This window comes from Staphylococcus sp. GDX8P114P-2 (assembly GCF_017892945.1).
GTDB classification, from domain to species: Bacteria; Bacillota; Bacilli; order Staphylococcales; family Staphylococcaceae; genus Staphylococcus; species Staphylococcus arlettae.
In genome coordinates this window covers 1-21368 of the sequence record NZ_JAESMB010000030.1, presented here as the reverse complement: position 1 = coordinate 21368, position 21368 = coordinate 1, and the positions used below count along the sequence as shown (strand labels likewise).

General features: G+C 34.4%; 19 protein-coding genes. 11 read left to right on the top strand and 8 right to left on the bottom strand.

Going from position 1 to position 21368, the window contains the following annotated elements; genetic code table 11:
- Nucleotides 1–202: 202 nt before the first annotated feature.
- The 3 genes from KA845_RS12610 to KA845_RS12600 form a co-directional block, all read right to left on the bottom strand.
- Nucleotides 203–427, bottom strand: a complete 225-nt coding sequence (locus KA845_RS12610; RefSeq protein ID WP_002509111.1) for a sulfurtransferase TusA family protein — start codon at nt 425–427, stop codon at nt 203–205.
- A 20-nt stretch (nt 428–447) separates the two neighbouring features.
- Nucleotides 448–1542, bottom strand: coding sequence for a YeeE/YedE family protein (locus KA845_RS12605; protein WP_002509110.1), 1095 nt, complete (start codon nt 1540–1542; stop codon nt 448–450).
- 279 nt (nt 1543–1821) lie between these two features.
- On the bottom strand, nt 1822–2463 hold the full coding sequence (locus tag KA845_RS12600) for a redox-sensing transcriptional repressor Rex (protein WP_021459247.1): 642 nt from the start codon (nt 2461–2463) through the stop codon (nt 1822–1824).
- A 157-nt stretch (nt 2464–2620) separates the two neighbouring features.
- Between KA845_RS12600 and KA845_RS12595 the strand changes: the two genes are divergently transcribed.
- On the top strand, nt 2621–4540 hold the full coding sequence (locus tag KA845_RS12595; protein WP_167868147.1) for an ABC-F family ATP-binding cassette domain-containing protein: 1920 nt from the start codon (nt 2621–2623) through the stop codon (nt 4538–4540).
- A 319-nt stretch (nt 4541–4859) separates the two neighbouring features.
- On the top strand, nt 4860–6458 hold the full coding sequence (locus KA845_RS12590) for a MutS-related protein (protein WP_002509107.1): 1599 nt from the start codon (nt 4860–4862) through the stop codon (nt 6456–6458).
- Between the two features lie 63 nt (nt 6459–6521).
- Here KA845_RS12590 and KA845_RS12585 read toward each other — a convergent pair whose 3' ends face one another.
- From KA845_RS12585 to tsaE, 5 genes are all read right to left on the bottom strand, one after another.
- Nucleotides 6522–6947: a VOC family protein gene (locus tag KA845_RS12585; RefSeq protein WP_002509106.1), complete on the bottom strand. Its 426-nt coding sequence runs from the start codon at nt 6945–6947 to the stop codon at nt 6522–6524.
- Between the two features lie 121 nt (nt 6948–7068).
- Complete coding sequence (gene tsaD, locus KA845_RS12580; RefSeq protein ID WP_021459243.1) at nt 7069–8094, bottom strand: tRNA (adenosine(37)-N6)-threonylcarbamoyltransferase complex transferase subunit TsaD; 1026 nt, start codon at nt 8092–8094, stop codon at nt 7069–7071.
- Nucleotides 8087–8551, bottom strand: a complete 465-nt coding sequence (gene rimI, locus KA845_RS12575) for a ribosomal protein S18-alanine N-acetyltransferase (protein ID WP_002509104.1) — start codon at nt 8549–8551, stop codon at nt 8087–8089. The genes tsaD and rimI overlap by 8 nt, the downstream gene beginning before the upstream one ends.
- Complete coding sequence (gene tsaB / locus KA845_RS12570) at nt 8524–9189, bottom strand: tRNA (adenosine(37)-N6)-threonylcarbamoyltransferase complex dimerization subunit type 1 TsaB (protein ID WP_021459242.1); 666 nt, start codon at nt 9187–9189, stop codon at nt 8524–8526. The genes rimI and tsaB overlap by 28 nt, the downstream gene beginning before the upstream one ends.
- Nucleotides 9170–9631, bottom strand: a complete 462-nt coding sequence (tsaE, locus tag KA845_RS12565; protein ID WP_002509102.1) for a tRNA (adenosine(37)-N6)-threonylcarbamoyltransferase complex ATPase subunit type 1 TsaE — start codon at nt 9629–9631, stop codon at nt 9170–9172. Before tsaE ends, tsaB begins: the two co-directional genes overlap by 20 nt.
- 474 nt (nt 9632–10105) lie before the next feature.
- Between tsaE and ilvD the strand changes: the two genes are divergently transcribed.
- The 9 genes from ilvD to ilvA all read left to right on the top strand — a co-directional run bounded on the left by ilvD (nt 10106) and on the right by ilvA (nt 21057).
- Nucleotides 10106–11794, top strand: a complete 1689-nt coding sequence (gene ilvD, locus KA845_RS12560) for a dihydroxy-acid dehydratase (RefSeq protein ID WP_002509101.1) — start codon at nt 10106–10108, stop codon at nt 11792–11794.
- Between the two features lie 34 nt (nt 11795–11828).
- Nucleotides 11829–13592 (top strand): biosynthetic-type acetolactate synthase large subunit, encoded by a 1764-nt coding sequence (ilvB, locus tag KA845_RS12555; RefSeq protein WP_210124287.1) that lies wholly within the window; start codon nt 11829–11831, stop codon nt 13590–13592.
- On the top strand, nt 13589–14062 hold the full coding sequence (gene ilvN, locus KA845_RS12550; RefSeq protein WP_002509099.1) for an acetolactate synthase small subunit: 474 nt from the start codon (nt 13589–13591) through the stop codon (nt 14060–14062). The genes ilvB and ilvN overlap by 4 nt, the downstream gene beginning before the upstream one ends.
- A gap of 49 nt (nt 14063–14111) precedes the next feature.
- Nucleotides 14112–15116: a ketol-acid reductoisomerase gene (gene ilvC / locus KA845_RS12545; protein WP_002509098.1), complete on the top strand. Its 1005-nt coding sequence runs from the start codon at nt 14112–14114 to the stop codon at nt 15114–15116.
- A 101-nt stretch (nt 15117–15217) separates the two neighbouring features.
- Nucleotides 15218–16753: a 2-isopropylmalate synthase gene (locus tag KA845_RS12540; protein WP_002509097.1), complete on the top strand. Its 1536-nt coding sequence runs from the start codon at nt 15218–15220 to the stop codon at nt 16751–16753.
- A complete protein-coding gene (leuB, locus tag KA845_RS12535) occupies nt 16750–17790 on the top strand; it encodes a 3-isopropylmalate dehydrogenase (protein WP_107373907.1) in 1041 nt (346 codons plus the stop codon). The genes KA845_RS12540 and leuB overlap by 4 nt, the downstream gene beginning before the upstream one ends.
- Nucleotides 17791–17805: 15 nt before the next feature.
- On the top strand, nt 17806–19176 hold the full coding sequence (leuC, locus tag KA845_RS12530; RefSeq protein WP_107376916.1) for a 3-isopropylmalate dehydratase large subunit: 1371 nt from the start codon (nt 17806–17808) through the stop codon (nt 19174–19176).
- 1 nt (nt 19177) lies between these two features.
- Nucleotides 19178–19753: a 3-isopropylmalate dehydratase small subunit gene (gene leuD, locus KA845_RS12525; protein WP_002509094.1), complete on the top strand. Its 576-nt coding sequence runs from the start codon at nt 19178–19180 to the stop codon at nt 19751–19753.
- Nucleotides 19754–19788: 35 nt separating this feature from the next.
- On the top strand, nt 19789–21057 hold the full coding sequence (gene ilvA / locus KA845_RS12520; protein WP_002509093.1) for a threonine ammonia-lyase IlvA: 1269 nt from the start codon (nt 19789–19791) through the stop codon (nt 21055–21057).
- Nucleotides 21058–21368: the final 311 nt, after the last annotated feature.

The following is a 21368-nucleotide window of genomic DNA, read 5'->3' as shown; positions in this document are numbered from 1 at the left end:
CTCTTCAACTTCATTACCTTGGAGAACTATTTTAAATATAATTGCTTCAAGCTAGCAATGCACTAATGCCAATAAAAAGAGAGTGGGACAGAAATCCGATTTTGAAAAAAGCTTGATTTGAAGCGCATTTTCAATGCAGTCAGCTACTGCCAATATGAAAAGAGACTAGGACGAATCAATTTTGTCCTAGTCTCTTATATTATTATGCTTTTTGAACTGTAATTGTCCAAGAAGCATCATCTAATTGTTCATAGTTTGTTACTGGATAACCTTGTTCAGCAGCCCAGTTTGGCAATGCTTCTGTTGCTTGTGTACAATCAAAATCAATTTTCAATTCATCACCAGTTGTTAATGTTTCCATTTTCTTTTGAGCTTCAATTAATGGAAATGGACAAACCATTCCTACTGTTCCAAGTTCATGTACCATAAAACAATCCTCCTTAATAATTATGTTGTTTGAGTTTGAGTCGTTACTTGAGCATTACTTTGTGTTGTTGCTCGCTGTGCTTTTTTCATTGGTCTGATAAAGATGAAATAACTCATAAACCATGCACCTAAAATCATAGAAGCTAGTGCTATCCAGCCCTTCCATGACATAGTCGCAGTTTCTACTAAGCCATTCCCTATTGAACAGCCACCGGCTACTGACGCACCAAATCCCATACAAGCGCCCCCAATGACACTATTTCTAATGGTTTTTTTATCTGGTAGTCTCCATTTAAACTCTCTTGAACCTTTAGCTGCGATATACGAACCAAAGAAAATACCTAATACTAGGAACACTCCCCAGTCTAACAGGTTTACATCACCAGTCATAAAAAATTGCACAATGTTAGCTGATGGTGTTGTTATACCTAAACCATACATACGTCCTGTAGATTCACTGACAGGCCATGCTAGCAATGCAATCAATCCGACAACAATTGCTGCAATAAATGGATGGTATTTCTTTTCAAATAGATAGTAACGTACACCTGTAAATTTTTGTTTTAATTTTGGTACTGCTACTTTTGATTTAGGTTTACGCAATGTTTTCACTACAAAAAAGATAGTAATTGCAACTAATAAAACTACCCAAACCCAAGTTGGAATACCTGTTGTTTGAGACATACTTGTACTAACCGTAGTTGGTTTGTTAATGCCATTCATTACAGGTAATAACAAACCAAATTTAGTTACTGCTGCCGTTACAGCGTATAATGCTAAGGCAATCCAACTGCCTATCAATCCTTCACCTGCACGATACCAAGTACCTGTAGCACAGCCACCTGACAATACCATGCCAATTCCAAATATAAATGAACCAATAATTGTTCCTATAATTGGATAACTTGATTCAGGTATTTGGACTACTCCTGTAGATGTCAAAATAAGTAGCCCAATACTTTGTATTGAAATAGCAATTAGTAATGCATAAAACATCTTATTACTTTTTTGTATATACATATCTCTAAAGCCACCGGCTAGACAAAAGCGTGTTCTTTGCATTACAAATCCTAATAATGCTCCTACTATTAGTCCACTAACAATTAACCAAATCACTTTATCTCCTCTTTTCCGATTAAGTCAATAAGATTAATAATATAAAATTTCACTATAAATTTCAATAGTTTGCGCAAATTGTAATAATTTTGTAACTCTAAAATATAAAGGGAGTGGGACAGAAATCCGATTTTGAAAAAATGATTTCGTCGTCCCACCCCGGCAAGGATGACTAGCGTTGAAAAAAGCTTGATTTAAAGCGCATTTTCAATGCAGTCAGCTACTACCAAAATGAAAAGAGACTAGGACAATCAATATTGTCCCAGCCTCTTAAAACAGTTATTTATTACCATAATTTTTCATAAAGAATAGTAATGATTGTAGTTCAATACCTAAATCAATATGATGAACTTGCACATCATTCGGAGTGCTAACGCGATTTGGCGTGAAGTTTAAAATACCTTTAACACCTGCTTCTACAAGTTGATCAGCGACTCGTTGGGCTACTGTTTCAGGTGTCGTTAAAATCACTACATCGATAGCTTCATTTTGTAATGTCTCTTGCATCTCATCAAAATGTTTAACAACAATATTACCTACTTGTTGACCCACTATTTCATCACGAATATCAAAAGCTTCTGTTATGGTCATTTCATCATGTATAGAAAAATTATACGTCAATAACGCTTTACCTAAATTACCTACACCTACAATGGCAATTTTAATTTCATTATTTTTACTTATCTCATTTTTAAAGAAATGCAACAGGCTGTCTATATTATAACCATATCCTTTTTTACCCAATTCTCCAAAATACGAAAAGTCTCTACGAATCGTCGCTGAATCGATATTTAATCCTTCGCTAATTGTTTTAGAGTTCACCCTGTCTATACCTTTTGACTTTAATGTATTAACAAATCTATAGTATAACGGTAAACGTTTTAACGTCGCTCGAGGAATTCTATCGCTATGATTAGCCAAAACCTTGTCCCCCTAATAATACTTGGATTATATCCTTAATTTTGTATGTACAATTACTACAATATTATACATGATAAATATTTAAAAATAAACAATCCTTGTTTTCTCAATAGCCGTTATACGGTAGAATATAAAGTATTAGAGAGGTGCGAATCAAATGATATTATTACAATTAAACAATGTGTCAAAATCATTCGATGGAAAAGATATTTTCAATGATGTAAATTTCGAAGTAAAAACAGGTGAACGTATTGGTATTGTTGGACGAAATGGTGCGGGAAAATCTACATTAATGAAAATAATTGCTGGTGTTGATGGTTATGATTCTGGACATATTTCCAAAATCAAAAATTTAAAACTAGGCTATTTGACACAACAAATGACACTAGACACAAATGAGACAGTTTTTGAGGAAATGTCAAAACCATTTAAACAGGTAATGGAAATTGAACAACAAATGCAACAAGAAACGCATTGGTTGGCACAACATGCAACTGAATATGAGAGTGATGACTATAAAGCACATATTGAAAAATATGAAAATTTATCAAATAGATTTGAACAATTAGAAGGTTATCAATATGAAAGTAAAATCAAAACAGTGCTACATGGTTTACATTTTACTGATGAGGATTTTAATCGTCCTATCAATGATTTTAGTGGTGGTCAAAAAACACGTCTTTCTTTAGCTCAAATGCTTCTTGAAGATCCTGATTTATTATTACTTGATGAGCCTACTAACCATCTAGATATGGAAACAACACAATGGCTAGAAAGTTATTTGAATTATTTTAAAGGCGCCATCATTATAATTAGTCACGATCGTTACTTTTTAGATAAAATCGTAACACAAATATACGATGTAGCGTTAGGCGACGTGCAACATTACGTCGGAAATTATGGTCAATTTATCACTCAACGTGATAAATATTATGAAAAACGCATGCAAGAGTATGAAAATCAACAAGCTGAAATTAAAAAGCTCGAAACTTTTGTAGATAAAAATATTGCTCGTGCCTCTACTTCAGGAATGGCCAAAAGTCGTCGTAAAATGTTAGAAAAAATCGAACGTATTGATAAACCCTTACTTGATGCACGTAGTGCTAACATTCAATTTGATTTTGACCGTAATACAGGCAATGATGTTTTCCATATTAAGCATTTAACCATTGGCTATGAACAACCCATTACGCAACCTATTGATTTGGAAGTAACTAAAGGAGACCATGTAGCAATTATTGGTCCTAATGGTATCGGTAAATCAACATTAATTAAAACGATTGCCGAACGACAACCTGCATTAGGAGGAAAGATAACAACTGGTGCAAACCTTAAAATAGGTTACTATGATCAAAAGCAAGCTGAATTCAAATCAACTGCTACTATTCTCGACTACGTGTGGGATCAATATCCTTCTATGAATGAAAAAGATATACGAGCAGTGCTTGGGCGATTTTTATTCGTACAAGAAGATGTCAAAAAAATCATTAATGATTTATCTGGTGGAGAAAAAGCGCGTCTTCAACTTGCTCTTCTAATGTTAGAAAGAAACAATGTTTTAATACTCGACGAACCTACTAACCACTTAGATATAGATTCAAAAGAAATGTTAGAACAAGCCTTAAGTCAATTCCAAGGCACTATACTCTTTGTTTCACATGACCGTTATTTCATCAATCAACTTGCCAATAAAGTTTTGAATATTGATGAATCAGGTGGGCAATTGTATTTAGGTGACTATCAATACTTTTTAGATAAAGTTGAAGAACAACAAGCTTTAGCACAACATCAAGCAACCAATGACAGTGCTACTGAACAACACGATACTACAACAAATAACTATACGTCACAAAAAGAACAAAAAAAGTTACAACGTCAAATCACACGTCAAATTGAACAATGCGAACAAGATATTGAAACCTATGAGGAGCAAATTGACGACATTGATGTACAGTTAACACAACCAGAAGTATATAGCGATCCTGAAAAAGCAAATGCTCTTGCAATTGAAAAACAACAAACCGAACAGCAATTAGAACAGGCTTTAGAGTTATGGGAAGAATTACAAGAAAAGTGATTTGTTTCTATATAGTTTTATTTTCTGAGGAAGTAATCCACATTACTTCCTCTATTTTTTTATTCACATTTAAAACCTTATAACAAAAGCTATCCACAGAGTTATCCTAGTTATCCACAAGTAAAATGTAAATTCTACTTAGGATCATCCCATACATTTTTTAACAATGCACAGCTTTAACCACTAGTTATACACAACTTATACACTAATTGTTGATAAGTACGCACGTTCTCTATTGACAAAAACGGTCAATGCATACCTAAATTCACTATGATAAACTTCAATTAATGCATTATCATAACGCTGGAGGAGTTTCTTTATGCCATCATTTTTATGGGCCGCTTTAGCGGTTGTTTGTTTTAGTATTATCGTTATTATTATGAGTGATATCATTTACAGATATAAGCTGAAACAACAAATCTCACTATTATGGAAATTACAAAAATCTTTAGAAACATTTATTCGTCCATATCATCGATATGCATATTACTTTGAAACGTACCAAACATCACAGCTTCAAGATAGGATTATCGATGATAAAACATGGTTCGATTTAGATCTACCTAAATTATTTAAACGTATGAATTTTAATTTTACTGCTATTGGCGAAATGCGGTTGTATAGTACATTAAGAAATATGACAACTGTTGATAATGAGTCATTAATCCAATTGTTTAAGTCCAATTCATATATTAGAGAAACTGTAAGTTACCATCTTGCTTTAATTGGAAAGTCAATCTATCCTATTTACCCAGACCAATTAGCGCCGGTTAAACGTCAAACTGTCTTTATGTATTGTACTTATCTACCCTTTGTTGGTTTGTTATTACTCTTTATTGATTTTAAAATTGGCACGATTGTTACATTGATGTTTATTGTACTCAATTTTGTATTAAGTGGTTCATTACGCAAAACATTCGAACAAAATTTAAATTCTATGTATTATACAGCATCGGTAATTCAAAAAGCCTATAAACTACATAAATTAGAAGGCTTGCCACCTCTCGATGTTAACTTCAAACATTTTACAGCATCACGTAAGCTTAGTTGGTTGTTAGGCCGTGCAAATTCTAATAATGACGCATTTTCTATTATGTTATTATTTAAACTCGCCTTTATGGTGGATTATCATATTTTCCACTTAATTCAACATAGTTATAAACGATATGAAGCTGAAGTTTTAGCTTGCTATGACTATATTGCAACTTTAGATAATCATTATTCAGTCGCATTGTGGCGTGAGACATTAGATTATTATGCAACACCTGAAATTACTGATAACTTTATGATCGAGTCTAAAGATGTAACCCATCCATTACTGACCAATGCCGTACCTAATACGTTAACGATTGATTTTCAAATGCTATTAACAGGTTCCAATGCTTCTGGCAAATCAACCTATATGAAGGCAATTGCATTAAATTTAATACTTGCTCAAACAGTGCAAACCGTTACAGCTAATAAATTTAAGTACAAACCTGGTTCGGTATTTACTTCAATGGCTAACCAAGATGACGTTATTTCTGGAGAAAGTTATTTTATGACTGAATTAAAAGCAATTCGTCGTCTTTTTAATGGTCAAAATAACAATTATCGATATTATTTTATTGATGAAATTTTCAAAGGTACAAATACTTCTGAACGTATTGCCGCTTCGGAATCAGTATTACGTTATTTAAATCAACAACCTAATACTCGGATAATGGCAGCAACACATGATATTGAATTAGCGTCATTATTACAACCCGATTATAAAAATTATCATTTTAACGAAACTATTAGTGATAATGAAATACACTTTGATTTTATTATTAAGTCAGGTAAAGCTAATACTCGTAACGCGATAGAACTTTTACGTATCACCGACTTCCCTACTCCAATTTATGAACGCGCTAAAAACAACGTTGAGCATCGCTAACAACCCCAAATTAAAAGAACCGTTTCTGATAAAATAAAGATCAGAAGCGGTTCTTTTAATTTATTATTCTTCTGCACTAATCATCCAAGTGACACCAAATGGATCATTAAACATCCCATATAGTGGTGACCACTCTGTTTGTCCCAATTCCATTGTAGCCACGCAACCACCGTTAATTGCATTTTCGAAAAATGTTACTGCTTGTTGACGTTCATCTTCATTATTATAGTCAAAGGTAAATGTTACTATCGCACCACTGTTATCAATTTTTTTATTCTTCCAAGTATCACTGCAATAAAATGTTTGTCCTAAGATTTCAAAAGTTGCATGCATAGTAAAATCTCCATCAACTTGATATTCTTCTGGCATATCTTTAAACATTTCATCATCGCCACCTACACGATGAATATTTGCCGCGCCTAAATGTTGCTCATAAAAGTTCAATGCTGCTAAACTATTTTTAAAATTAAAATATTGTATTGTTTTCATTTTACATTTCCCCTTATATTATTAGTAGTATATCTAGTACTATAAATACCCAAATTTTATCTATTCATTTATAAAAAACCTTGTAAGTCATATATCAATGACATTACAAGGTTTGTTGACGCTATTCTATTGAAAACATTTCGATATCTAAACTACTATTACCATTAAGTGTCATATCAGCATATTTATTTTCAAGATATAAATAATGGCCAGCCGCACCTATCATTGCGGCATTATCTGTACATAGCTTGACGCTTGGAATAGATAATTTAATGTCTTGTTGTTCACATTGCTCAGTCAACGCAGTTCTGAGACCTTTATTACTGGCAACGCCTCCTGCGACAATTAAATCCGAGACATTATAATCTGCACATGCTTGAAGTGCTTTACCTACTAATACTTCTACAACACTATTTTGAAAACTTGTAGCAACATCGGCAATATTAATTTCTTGTTGTTTTTGACGTTGATTATGCAACTTATTAATCACTGCACTCTTCAAACCACTAAAGCTAAAATCATAACTTTCTTTATCTAACCATACGCGTGGAAAATCATACGTATCGTTACCTGTTGCAGCCAATTTATCAACTTGCGGGCCGCCTGGATAACTTAAACCTATCGTTCGTGCTACTTTATCATAGGCTTCACCTACTGCATCATCACGTGTTTCTCCAATAATTTCAAAATTCAAATGGTCTTTCATATATATTAATTCTGTGTGGCCACCTGATACAATAAGTGCGATTAAAGGAAATTGTAATGGTTCTTCAAGATGATTGGCATAAATATGTCCTGCAATATGATGCACTGGTATCAATGGTTTGTCATATGCAAATGCTAACGCTTTTGCCGCATTGATACCTACAAGTAATGCGCCTATCAAGCCAGGTCCTTGTGTCACAGCAACTGCATGAATATCTTCCATTGTTACATCAGCGTCCTTCAATGCTTCATCAATAGTAGTAGTTATTCCTTCTACATGATGCCTGCTAGCAACTTCTGGAACAACCCCACCAAATCGTTTATGACTGTCTATTTGACTCAATACAATATTACTTAAAATAGTAGTACCATTTTGAATGACGCTAATACTTGTTTCGTCACAACTAGATTCTACTGCTAATATTAACGTTTCATTATTCATTTAAATTCACCCACATGACTAATGCATCCTCACCTTCACCATAATAATTTTTCCGCTTGCCACCGTACTGAAAACCTAATTTTTGATAAACATGCTGTGCCACTGCATTTTCGACCCTGACTTCTAAACTCAATGTGTCACATTTGTTGCGTGAAAATTGAATGACATAATTTAATAACAATTGTCCAAACCCATAACCACGATAGTCACTTGTTATGGCAATTGTTGTAATTTGTGCTTGATCTATCACAATCCAACTTCCAACATAACCTAATATATGTTGGTTGTATTCAATTACAAAATAATGAGCGAATTCATTTGCTTCAAGTTCATGATAAAAAGCATCAATCGTCCATGAGCTATCATTAAAACTATGTCGTTCAATATCGAACACTTGAGGTACGTCAGCTTTGACCATAGGTCTGATTGTTAATTCTTGTTTTGTTGGTTTAGCCAATTACGTTCAGCCTCTGATATTTTTAAGTAATTAGGTTTAAATGTATATACATCATTAGGTACGGTATCTATTAATGAATACATTGTTTTAGCTTGCGGTAAATTCGCGATAAATTCTGCATCTAGTAAATCTTGTAATTTTTCGCTATCTTCTCCGACAAAAATATATGATTGCTGCAGATCATGTAAATGGTTTAATAACGCTTCAATCGTTATATATTGATCATTCATAGCACAATGTAACTGATTATCATCATAATAGTATACTCCAGCATAAACTGCTTCGCGTCGAGCATCAAAAATAGGAACTATCAATTGATTTGTCTTTGAAACTGTTGCGGCTAAAGCTTTTAGAGATGATACTCCATAGAGCTTTATATTTAAGGCATAAGCTAATGTTTTAGCTACTGTAACACCTATACGTAATCCAGTATATGAACCTGGACCTTCAGCGACGACAATAGCATCTAAGTCTTTTTTATCTACATGTGCACTTTGTAATACTTTGATAATAGCTGGCATTAATTGCACCGAATGATTCTTTTTTTCATTAGAATTAAGTTCACTTAATACTTGATCATCTTGCATAACCGCTACAGAAAGTGGTTGATTTGAAGTATCAATCAACAGATAATTCATGTTCTACCTCCTCCTTAATTTGAATATAATGTTTTCCTGTACCAACGAGTTGAATTGTACGTTCATATTCATTGTCTACATCTATATTGATTGTTAAATGTTGTTCAGGTAAATACGGCTTTATAAACTGGCTCCACTCAATTAGTATTACTGCTTCATCTTCAAAATACTCATCGAAACCTAAGTCTTCTTCAGCGTTTTCTAGTCTATAACAATCCATATGATGAAAGTTTAAGTCCTTGCCTTTGTACGACTTGATAATATTAAAAGTCGGTGAATTAATAGTGCGTTTAACGCCTAATGCCCTACCAATAAATTGACTCAAAGTAGTTTTCCCTGCTCCTAAATCGCCATTTAACAATACAACATCTCCTGCAATGAGATGTTTAGCTACAGCATTACCAAAAGCTTCCATTGCTTCCAAATTTGTTATTTTAATCATTCACTTACACCTACTATTTGTCAGAATATAAAATACATGTTTAGCTGTATCATATCTTATATTTGCTATTTTGATAATTAACTCTTATATTCTAACAAATTTTTACTACTTTTACTTTAATGTAAACCGTTTAATTAAAAAAGATAATTGTAAGAATTGAAAGAAAATTCAAAATAATCATTGACATCATTCCGGCGATGTAGTAAATTTAATTTATCAAATTTTTAGATAATTCAAACAACTAATATATTAACCATTCAAACGGAAAGGAGCATAATAAGATGACCTATAATACAACAGTAAATAAACCAACAACTTCAAATATTTTAGTCATTTTATTATGCTTATAGGACTGGAGCTTTAGTATCAATTTACTAAAAGTTTAAGTCCTATTTCTAGTTGAATGGGACTTGAAAGCGTCCCAATAATTTATTGGGACGCTTTTTTATTTTCAATTTTATGGGGGAATTCACAATGAGAAGTGACATGATTAAAAAAGGAGATCACCAAGCTCCAGCACGAAGTCTTTTACATGCAACAGGTGCTTTACAACAACCAACAGATATGAACAAGCCTTTCGTGGCGATTTGTAATTCATATATCGATATTGTTCCAGGGCATGTACACCTTAGAGAACTTGGCGACATAGCCAAAGAAGCCATTAGAGAAGCCGGTGCTATACCATTTGAATTTAATACAATCGGTGTCGATGATGGTATTGCTATGGGACATATTGGAATGAGATATTCCCTACCATCACGTGAAGTCATTGCTGATGCTGCAGAAACAGTCATAAATGCACATTGGTTTGACGGCGTCTTTTACATACCAAACTGTGACAAAATCACGCCTGGTATGTTACTCGCATCAGTTAGAACGAATGTACCAGCTGTATTTTGTTCAGGTGGACCTATGAAAGCAGGTTTATCATCACAAGGTAAAGCTCTTACATTATCATCAATGTTTGAAGCGGTTGGCGCATTTAAAGATGGTTCAATTACAAAGGATGAGTTTTTAGATATGGAACAAAATGCTTGTCCTACATGCGGATCTTGTTCCGGCATGTTTACAGCAAATTCGATGAATTGCTTAATGGAAGTTCTCGGTTTAGCTCTCCCATATAACGGAACTGCATTAGCAGTAAGTGATCAACGTAGAGAAATGATTAGAGAAGCAGCATTTAAACTTGTAGACAATATAAAAAATGATATTAAACCTCGTGACATTGTTACTAAAGAAGCAATTGATGATGCTTTCGCCTTAGATATGGCAATGGGTGGTTCAACAAACACTGTACTTCACACATTAGCAATTGCTAATGAAGCAGGTATTGATTACGATTTAACACGTATTAATGAAATAGCAAAACAAACACCTTATTTATCTAAAATCGCACCAAGCTCATCTTATTCAATGCATGATGTACACGAAGCTGGTGGCGTTCCAGCCATCATCAATGAATTATTTAAAAAAGAAGGTACATTACATCCAGATCGTATTACCGTAACTGGTCAGACATTACGTGAAAATAATGAAGGAAAAGAAATAACAAACGCTGATGTTATTAGACGCTTAGACAATCCTTATGATAAACAAGGTGGTTTATCAATACTTTACGGTAACTTAGCACCAAATGGAGCAGTCATCAAAGTTGGTGGCGTCGACCCTTCTATTAAAGTATTTAAAGGGAAAGCGATTTGTTTCAATTCACATGACGAAGCTGTAGAAGCTATTGATAACCACACAGTTCGCGAAGGTCATGTCGTAGTTATAAGATATGAAGGTCCAAAAGGCGGTCCAGGAATGCCAGAAATGTTAGCACCAACCTCTTCTATAGTAGGTCGTGGCTTAGGTAAAGATGTAGCACTAATTACAGATGGTCGCTTTTCAGGTGCAACACGAGGCATTGCTGTTGGTCATATTTCACCAGAAGCAGCTTCAGGTGGACCTATTGGGTTAATTAGAGATGGCGACGACATCGTTATCGATTTAACCGAAAGAACATTAGACGTCGATGTCTCAACAGAAATTTTAGAAGCACGTAAGCAAGATGTCCCACAATTCAAAGCAAAAGTAAAAACAGGTTATTTAGCACGATATACAGCTTTAGTAACTAGTGCAAATACAGGTGGCGTAATGCAAGTGCCCGAAAATCTCATTTAAGGAGTGGATGAAAATGGCTAAAAATGTTGAAACGATGTATAAAGACCAACCTGAAGCAATAGAACAATATGAACCCAATGAAGAATATGAACAAACAGAACTGGAAACAGAAACACTTGATGAAATGAAAACAGGTTCTGAACTGTTAGTTGACTCACTTGTACATGAAGATGTAGATTTTATCTTTGGTTATCCAGGTGGTGCCGTTCTACCTTTATACGACACATTTTATGATGGAAAAATCCAACATATTTTGGCACGACATGAGCAAGGTGCAACACATGCAGCTGAAGGTTATGCTCGTGTGTCCGGTAAAACTGGCGTAGTAGTAGTAACAAGTGGACCTGGAGCAACTAATGCAATTACTGGTATAGCTGATGCTTACAGTGACTCATTACCATTAGTAGTCTTTACTGGACAAGTAGCAACAGCTGGTATTGGTAAAGATGCATTCCAAGAAGCAGATTTATTATCTATGACTACACCTATAACTAAACATAACTATCAAGTAAAAAATGTTAATGATATTCCTACCATTATTCATGAAGCATTCCATATTGCTAATACAGGTAGAAAAGGACCAGTTGTTATAGACTTCCCTAAAGATATGGGTATCCTTTCTACTAATGCTCAAGTCAGCGAAAACTTAGACTTGCCAGGTTATAAGGTAGCTAATGAACCTAAATTTGATGAAATTCAAAAATTACGTGATTACCTTAAAACAGCTAAAAAACCACTAGTTTTAGGTGGTGCTGGTATTAATCATGCACAAGCTAATGACGTATTCACAGAATTTGTTAACCGACATCAGTTACCAGTCGTAACAACATTATTAGGTCTTGGTTCAATACCATATGAACACCCCCTATTTTTAGGTATGGGAGGCATGCATGGCTCATACGCCAGTAATATAGCATTAACAGAATGTGATTTATTGATAAACTTCGGTAGTCGTTTTGACGACCGACTCGCAAGTAAGCCAGATGAATTCGCACCTAATGCCAAAATCGTGCATATCGATATTGATCCATCAGAGATCAATAAAATCATTAAAACAGACTTAGGTATTGTTGCTGATTGTAAAGCAACAATCGAAGCTTTACTTGCATTTGAGAGTTATTCAATTAAACATGATAAGTGGCTTACTACATGTTCTAATAATAAGGCTCAATATCCTTTCAGCTATAAAAATGATCAAGATAATTTCTCTAAGCCACAACGTACAATTCAGTATATCGGTGAGATCACAAATGGTGATGCCATAGTAACTACAGATGTTGGTCAACATCAAATGTGGGTTGCTCAATATTATCCATTTAAAACACATGGCCAATTGGTAACGAGTGGTGGCTTAGGTACGATGGGCTTTGGCATTCCAGCTGCTATCGGGGCTAAGTTAGCTGAACCACAAAAACCAGTAGTAGCTTTTGTGGGCGATGGTGGATTCCAAATGACAAATCAAGAAATGGCCATTCTTGAAGAATATGGTCTAGATATAAAAATTGTTATTATCAATAACGGGACTTTAGGTATGGTTAAACAATGGCAAGATAAGTTCTTTAATAAACGTTTTTCTCATTCGGTATTTAATGGCCAACCTGACTTTATAAAAATGGCTGAAGCCTATAATGTTAAAGGGTTTATGATAGATGATCCTACAAAATTGGAATCTCAATTAGATGAAGCCTTTGCACATGAAGGTCCAGCATTAATTGAAGTTAGAATTTCACCTATTGAACCTGTAACACCAATGGTTCCTTCTGGTAAACCGAATCATGAAATGGAGGGCTTAGAATGAGAAGAACATTTCGCACAAGAGTAAGAGACAAAGCTGGTACATTAAACCGCTTAACTAGTATTTTTGTAAGACGTCAATTCAATATCGTCAACCTATCTGCAACACCAACCTTACAAGAAGGTATATCAGATATTACATTTGTAGCAGAAGTGCCAGACAGAGACGTTTTAAGAAACTTACTAACACAACTCGAAAAACAAATTAACATCATTAGTGTGGAAGACATTACAGATACTAACACCTACAATAGAGAGTTAGTATTAGTAAAGTTACAAACCCCTTCTGATCAGTCAGAATTATACAAAGTAATTCAACCATATGATGCGCTAGTATCTATATTGAAGCAAGAAGCGGATTATACTTACCTTCAAGCTTCAGGTCCTCAATATACGATGGACAATTTATTAGATGATCTATCATCATATAGTATTGAACAGATTGCAAGAACAGGTTCAGCAGGAATCATTTAATTTTCGGAAAATTTCGAATTTATTTTAATTACACATGGAGGATTTTATTATGACAACAGTTTATTATGATCAATCAGTAACAAAAGATGCACTACAAGGTAAAAGAATTGCAGTTATCGGCTACGGTTCACAAGGTCATGCACATGCACAAAATTTAAAAGATAATGGTTATGACGTGATCATTGGAATTCGCCCAGGTAACTCATTTAATAAAGCGAAAGATGATGGTTTTGAAGTATTTCCTGTAGCTGAAGCAGCAAAACAAGCTGAAGTCATTATGATTTTATTACCTGATGAAATTCAAGGTAAAGTCTATGAGGAAGAAATCGCACCTAACTTGGAACCAAATAATGCACTAGTATTTGCACATGGCTTCAATATTCATTTTAACGTAATTCAACCACCTGCAGATGTTGACGTATTTTTAGTTGCACCTAAAGGTCCTGGTCATTTAGTACGACGTACATTTGCTGAAGGCAGTGCAGTCCCTGCCCTAATCGGTATCGAACAAGATGCTAGTGGTGAAGCTAAAGATATTGCTTTAAGTTATGCTAAAGGAATTGGCGCTACACGTGCGGGTGTATTAGAAACTACATTTAAAGAAGAAACTGAAACTGATTTATTTGGTGAACAAGCTGTACTATGTGGTGGTGTAACTAAATTAATTCAATCAGGTTTCGAAACATTAGTAGAAGCTGGTTATCAACCTGAAATTGCTTATTTCGAAGTATTACATGAAATGAAATTAATCGTTGATTTAATGTATGAAGGTGGTATGGAAAACATGCGTTATTCAATTTCCAATACAGCTGAATTTGGAGATTACGTATCTGGACCACGTGTTATTACACCAGATGTTAAAGATAATATGAAAGCAGTATTAACTGATATCCAAGCAGGAAACTTCAGTGACCGCTTCATCAAAGATAACGAAAATAACTTTAATGAATTCCATAAATTAAGAGAAGAACAACACGGTCATCAAATTGAAAAAGTTGGTAAAGATTTACGTGAAATGATGCCTTTCATTAAATCTAAAAGCATTCAAAAATAAATGACTAATTAACTTCATAGCATCTGAGATATCAATTCTTATCTCAGATGTTACGAATTAGTTAGATTAACGGGATAGTATATTGTTAGGAGATGTTGAAAATGAGTAACCATATTCAAATTTTTGATACTACACTTAGAGATGGAGAACAAACGCCGGGGGTTAGTTTTTCATTCGATGAGAGGTTAAAGATAGCAAAGCAATTAGAAAAATGGGGAGTCGATATAATTGAAGCAGGGTTCCCTGCCTCAAGCACAGGTAGTTTTCAATCAGTTGAAGCAATATCTGAAGCATTATCAACTACTGCTGTATGTGGTTTAGCGCGTTGTGTAAAATCAGATATTGATGCTGTATATGAAGCAACCAAAAAAGCTGCGTTACCACGTATTCATGTATTTGTTGCAACAAGTCAAATACATTTAGAATCAAAATTAAAAATGACACAAGATGAAGTATTAGCTTCAATTAAAGAGCATGTTGCATATGCCAAAGACTTTTTCGATGTAGTTCAATTTTCACCAGAAGATGCAACACGAACAGAATTACCATTTTTAATTGATTGTGTTCAAACAGCTGTAGATGCCGGTGCTAGTGTTATTAACATTCCTGATACTGTAGGTTTTAGCTATCCATCAGAATATGGAAAAATTTTCAAAACACTTCTTGAAACAATTAAAACAGATCATGAAGTCATTTACAGTGCACATTGTCATGATGATTTAGGATTAGCCGTTGCCAACAGTATGGCTGCAATTGAAAATGGCGCCAAGCGTATCGAAGGTACTATTAATGGTATTGGAGAACGTGCAGGTAATACAGCTCTTGAAGAAGTTGCTCTTGGCCTTTACGTTCGCCAAGATCATTATAACAATCAATCCAAAATTAATTTAGCAGAGACCAAACAAACTTCCGATTTGATTTCTCGTTATGCTGGTATTAGAGTTCCAAAAAATAAAGCAATTGTTGGTCAAAATGCGTTTAGTCACGAATCAGGTATCCATCAAGATGGCGTGTTAAAAAACCCTGAAACATATGAAATTATGACACCACAACTCGTTGGTGTTAAAACAACTGAATTACCACTAGGTAAATTATCTGGTAAACATGCATTTGCTGAAAAACTTGTAAACCTTGGCTACGATATCGATGTAGATGAACAAAAAGTATTATTTAAGCAATTTAAAGAAATCGCTGATAAAAAGAAAGCAGTAACTGACAGAGATATTCACGCTTTAATTCAAGGTACATCACATGAACAAAGTGCTATTTATCAAGTAGAAACATTACAACTACAATTTGTTTCTAATGGTTTACAAAGCGCCGTCGTCGTCATTAAAGATAAAGATGGCAATATTTACCAAGATTCAAGTATCGGTACAGGTTCTATCTTAGCTGTTTATAATGCCGTTGATCGCATCTTCGACAGAGAAACTGAACTACTAGATTATTCTATTGATTCAGTTACTGAAGGTTCTGATGCTCAAGCTGAAGTACATGTACAATTAAAAATCGGTAATCAAATTGTATCTGGCGTTGGTATCGATCATGATATTTTATTAGCGTCATGTAAATCATACGTCGAAGCACAAGCCAAATATATTGCAGATATTTCTAAGGAAGAAGGTATTCATTCATGAGTTATAAAATCATAGCATTGCCTGGTGATGGTATTGGTCCAGAAATTATGTCAGGTTCATTAGAAATCTTATCACAGTTAAGTCAACAATTTAATTTTAGTTATGAACTTGAAAGTCATGACTTTGGTGGAATTGCTATCGATAATCATGGTACACCCCTTCCAGATAATACATTATCTGCGTGCCAACAAGCTGATGCTGTATTATTAGGTGCAGTTGGTGGTCCTAAGTGGACAGATCCAGCTAATAGACCTGAACAAGGTTTATTAGGTATCCGTAAAGCATTAGGCTTATTTGCTAATATTCGCCCTACTACAGTGACAAGTGGGACTAGCCATTTATCACCACTTAAAGAAAGTAAAGTAGCAGGTACAGACTTTGTAATTGTGCGTGAATTAACTGGCGGTATTTATTTTGGCGAACCTAAACATTGGGATAACAATCAAGCCGTCGATTCACTAACATACACTAAAGCCGAAATTGAACGTATCGCTCGTGTTGGTTTTGAGTTAGCTCAAAAAAGAAACAAAAAGTTAACTTCAGTCGATAAAGAAAATGTTTTATCATCTAGTAAATTATGGCGCCAAGTCGTTAATAAAGTAGCAGCAGACTATCCTGATGTTGAAGTAAACCATTTACTCGTTGATGCTTGCGCTATGCACCTAATAGTAAATCCGTCACAATTCGATGTCATCGTTACTGAAAACTTATTTGGTGATATTTTAAGTGATGAAGCATCTGTTATTCCTGGATCTTTAGGATTATCACCATCAGCTAGTTTTAGTGAACAAGGCACACGTCTTTATGAACCTATCCATGGTTCAGCACCTGATATTGCAGGTCAAGATAAAGCCAATCCATTCGGTATGTTACTTTCAGTGGCTATGTGTTTACGTGAAAGTTTAAACCAAGATGATGCAGCAACACACTTAGAAAATATCATTTATACTTTGATTAAAACTGGTAAAACAACAACAGACCTTGGAGGTCAGTATACTACTTCTGACATATTTAATTTTGTAAAAGAAAATCTTTAAAGGAGGAGATGTCGTATGGGTAAAACACTTTTTGATAAAGTATGGAATAAACATGTGTTAACGGGTAAAGAAGGTGAACCTCAATTATTATATATTGATTTGCATCTTATTCACGAAGTTACATCTCCTCAAGCATTTGAAGGTTTGAGGCTACAAAATAGAACACTACGTCGCCCTGATTTAACATATGCTACTTTGGATCATAACGTACCTACAATTGATATTTTTAATATTAAAGATGAGATTGCGAATAAACAAATAACTACATTGCAAAAGAATGCTAAAGAATTTGGTGTTCACATCTTTGATATGGGTTCAGATGAACAAGGTATAGTGCATATGGTAGGACCAGAAACAGGATTAACTCAACCAGGAAAAACAATTGTGTGTGGCGACTCCCACACTGCCACTCACGGCGCTTTTGGTGCCATTGCATTCGGTATTGGTACAAGTGAGGTTGAACATGTCTTTGCAACTCAAAGTTTGTGGCAAACAAAACCGAAAAATTTAAAAATTGATGTAAATGGTACTTTGCCTCCTGGTGTCTATGCTAAAGATATTATTCTACATCTAATTAATCAACATGGTGTAGATTTTGGTACAGGTTACGCTTTAGAATTTACAGGTGAAGCCATTCGCGCACTCTCAATGGAAGCACGTATGACTATTTGTAATATGGCTATAGAAGCCGGTGCAAAATACGGCATGATGCAACCAGATGACACAACATTTGAATATGTTAAAGGACGCCCTTACGCAACGAATTATCAGTATGATATAGATGCATGGCGTGAACTTTATACTGATGAAGATGCTGAATTTGATAAAGTCATTGAATTAAATGTTTCTGACTTAGAGCCACAAGTTACTTGGGGTACAAGTCCTGAAATGGGTGTCAATTTTAACACACCATTCCCTGAAATAACTGATGTTAATGATGAACGTGCCTATAACTATATGGGACTTAAACCCGGCCAAAAAGCTGAAGATATTGACTTAGGCTATGTCTTTTTAGGCTCATGTACCAATGCCAGACTTTCCGATTTAATTGAAGCAAGTCAAATCGTGAAAGGCAATAAAGTACATCCTAAAATTACAGCAATTGTTGTTCCAGGTTCACGTTCTGTAAAAAATGAAGCTGAAAAATTAGGCATTGATCAAATCTTTAAAGAGGCTGGTTTTGATTGGAGAGAGCCAGGTTGTTCAATGTGCTTAGGCATGAATCCTGACCAAGTTCCTAATGGTGTTCATTGTGCTTCTACAAGTAATAGAAATTTTGAAGGTCGCCAAGGTAAAGGTGCACGTACACATTTAGTATCACCAGCAATGGCCGCAGCGGCAGCAATTAATGGTAGATTTGTAGATGTAAGAAAGGTGGTTGTTTAAGATGGAAGTAAAACCAATTACAACATATAGTGGTAAAATTGTACCACTCTTTCACGATAATATAGATACAGATCAAATCATTCCAAAAGTTCATTTGAAACGTATTTCCAAAACGGGATTTGGTCCGTTTGCTTTCGATGAATGGCGTTATTTAGAAGATGGTTCAGACAATCCAGATTTTAACCCCAATAAACCAGAATATCGTGACGCTTCCATTCTGATTACTGGAGATAACTTTGGTTGTGGCTCTAGTAGAGAGCATGCAGCGTGGGCTATAAAAGATTATGGCTTTGATATTATTATTGCAGGAAGTTATAGTGATATTTTCTATATGAATTGTACAAAAAATGGTATGCTCCCTATTACGTTAGATGAAGCAGCACGTAAACATTTAGCTCAATTCCAAGAAATTACTATAGATTTACCAAACCAAACAGTTACATCACCAGAACAAACCTTCCACTTTGACATTGATTCAACATGGAAAAACAAATTGGTTAAAGGATTAGATGACATTGCAGTAACATTGCAATATGAGCAACAAATCAAATCATATGAAGAATCAAAAGCTTATTAAGCAGCTACTAATTTTAAATCAAAGGTGTGAAAATTATGACAGTAAAAACTACAGTGTCATCAAAGGATATAGATGAAGCATTTTTACAATTGAAAGATATCGCTAAAGAAACCCCTCTTCAAAAAGATCATTATTTATCTCTTAAATATGATTGTAACGTTTATTTAAAACGTGAAGATTTGCAGTGGGTACGTTCATTTAAATTGCGAGGCGCATATAATGCAATTGCTGCGTTAAGTGATCAAGAACGACAAAACGGTATAACTTGTGCTAGTGCTGGTAACCATGCACAAGGCGTTGCCTATACCGCGAGTAAATTAAATCTTAAAGCAGTTATCTTTATGCCAGTCACAACACCACTTCAAAAAATTAACCAAGTTAAATTTTTTGGTGCTTCAAATGTTGAAGTCGTATTAACTGGTGATACATTTGATGATTGTCTTAAAGAAGCTTTAACTTATACTCAAGACAACAAAATGAATTTTATTGATCCTTTTAATAATATTTACACAATTGCCGGTCAAGGCACTTTGGCAAAAGAGATTATCAATCAAGCACAACAAGATGATGTCGAATTTGATTATTTATTTGCTGCAATTGGTGGTGGCGGTTTAATTTCAGGTGTAGGCACATATTTTAAAGATCACTCACCTAATACTTCTATTGTAGGTGTAGAACCTGCTGGTGCCAGTAGTATGTATGCTTCAGTAGTATTAGAAAACCAAATTGTTACATTACCTGAAATTGACAAGTTTGTTGATGGTGCATCAGTCGCTCGTGTCGGTGAAATCACATATGACATTTCTAAAAATGTAGTCGACGATTACGTCCAAGTACATGAAGGTGCAGTATGTTCAACTATTTTAGATATGTATTCCAAACAAGCAATTATTGCTGAACCTGCTGGTGCCCTTAGTGTCACAGCATTAGAACAATATAAATCACACATTAAAGGAAAAAATGTCGTTTGCATCGTAAGTGGCGGTAATAATGATATTAATAGAATGAAAGAAATTGAAGAACGTTCTTTACTGTTCGAAGAAATGAAACATTACTTTATCCTAAACTTCCCACAACGCCCAGGAGCATTACGTGAATTTGTAAATGATGTTTTAGGACCAAAAGATGATATTACAAAATTTGAGTATTTGAAAAAATCATCACAAAATACAGGAACAGTTATTATCGGTATTCAATTATATCATCATAGTGATCTAGAACAATTAAAAGAAAATGTAACAGAATTTGATCCATCAAATATTTATATTAATGAAAATAAAATGTTATATTCCTTACTGATATAACATTAAAAATTTCAAAATAAATATCTTTGATAAACATAGAAGAAAATGGTACTACTATTATTCAAAATAGTAGTACCATTTTCTTTTTCATATAAAGTAGTACTTTGCATGAAATGCACTAGTACTACTTATGCAATTGCTCCAGCAATTGTATACCTTTTGTCCTGACTTGCTTACCTCTCGTAAGCGCGTTGCGTCACAAGTTTCATTCGTCAGCTTCAATCGCTTTCACTTCGCCTCGTTTCTACTTTTATAATAAAGACCTTACGGTCTAGTTTGTATATTTTTCAACATAAAAAAAGAGACCTCTC